1 protein-coding gene is annotated in these 1,408 nt (G+C 76.9%); it reads left to right on the top strand.

What is annotated here, in order from left to right; translation table 11 throughout:
- Positions 1 to 192: 192 nt before the first annotated feature.
- Positions 193 to 1,408 (top strand): protein-glutamate methylesterase/protein-glutamine glutaminase (locus ACRYR7_RS25505; RefSeq protein WP_432575192.1); only part of this gene is annotated, 1,216 nt, incomplete at its 3' end.

Here is a 1,408-nt window from a genome sequence, read left to right as displayed (position 1 = left end):
CACGGGGTCAGCCCGCCCGCGGGGGCCACCCCCGCCCCCGTCCCGCCCCTGCCCCGTCCCCGCACGGCGCGACACCCGCTGACCGGCGTGTCCCGCAGACGCGCTGCATCGTGGGTTCAGGGTTCCGCCGCTCGCGCCGATGGAGTGGGGGAACCGTCCGCTGGGGGCGGTCGAGGAAGGGTCGGGTGCAGCGTGCGGGAACGGATCCGCGTCCTGGTCGTCGACGACTCGGTCGTCGTGCGGCGCATCGTCACCGACGTCCTGGCCTCCGACCCCGAGATCGAGGTCGTCGGCACCGCGCCCAACGGGAAGATCGCGCTGGAGAAGATCCAGCAGCTCAAGCCGCACGCGGTCACGCTCGACATCGAGATGCCCGTCATGGACGGCCTGCAGACCATCAGGGAGATCCGCCGCGTCGACCGGCGCCTGCCGGTCGTGATGTTCTCCACGCTCACCGAGCGCGGCGCCGGCGCGACGCTGGAGGCGCTGTCCTCCGGCGCCTCGGACTACGTGACGAAGCCGGCCAACGTCGGCAGCGTCGCGGAGTCCATGGAGTCCGTGCGCGCCCAGCTCATCCCCAAGATCAAGGCCCTGGTGCCCGGCGCCGCCGAGCCGCACGCGCCGCACGCCGGGCACGCCGCCCACGCGCCGGTCGCCGCGCACGCCCCCGCCCGCACCCCCGCGCCGGCCCACCCCGCCGCGCCCGTGGCCGTGCGCCCCCGCACCGGCGGCGTCGGCACGCCGCGCGCCCTGGTCATCGGCTGCTCCACCGGCGGGCCCGAGGCGCTGTCCAGCGTCCTGTCCAGGGTGCCGGCCACCATCGGCGTGCCCGTGCTGGTCACCCAGCACATGCCGCCGGTGTTCACCCGCCTGTACGCCCAGCGCCTGGACAAGGTCAGCCCCCTGACGGTCGTCGAGGCGGCCGACGGGCAGGCCGTCGAGGCCGGCACCGTGTACGTGGCGCCGGGCGACTTCCACATGGAGGTCGTGCGCCGCGGCACCGCGCTGGTGGTGAAGCTGAACCAGGGCCCGCCGGAGAACTTCTGCCGCCCCGCGGTGGACGTCATGTTCCGCTCCGCGCTGGCCACCTTCGGCGGCGACCTGCTGGCCCTGGTCCTCACCGGCATGGGCTCCGACGGCAAGCTCGGCTGCAAGGCGATCGCCGCCGCCGGCGGCCAGGTCGTCGTCCAGGACGAGGCCACCTCGGTCGTGTGGGGCATGCCCGGCGCGGTCGCCCGCGAGGGCGTGGCCGACGAGGTCCTGCCGCTGAACGCCATCCCCGACGCCCTGCTGCGCCGCCTGGGCGGGGGGGGGGGGCGGGGGGGCCCCCCCCCCGCCCCCCCCCCCCCCCCCCCCCCCCCGCCCCCCACCACCCCACCCCCCGCCCCACCCCCCCCCCCACCCCCCC

Source organism: Kineococcus gurbantunggutensis, assembly GCF_050871925.1.
Classification (GTDB): Bacteria; Actinomycetota; Actinomycetes; order Actinomycetales; family Kineococcaceae; genus Kineococcus.
Note: the sequence above shows the minus strand (reverse complement) of the source record. Positions and strands in the feature narration are given on the sequence as shown.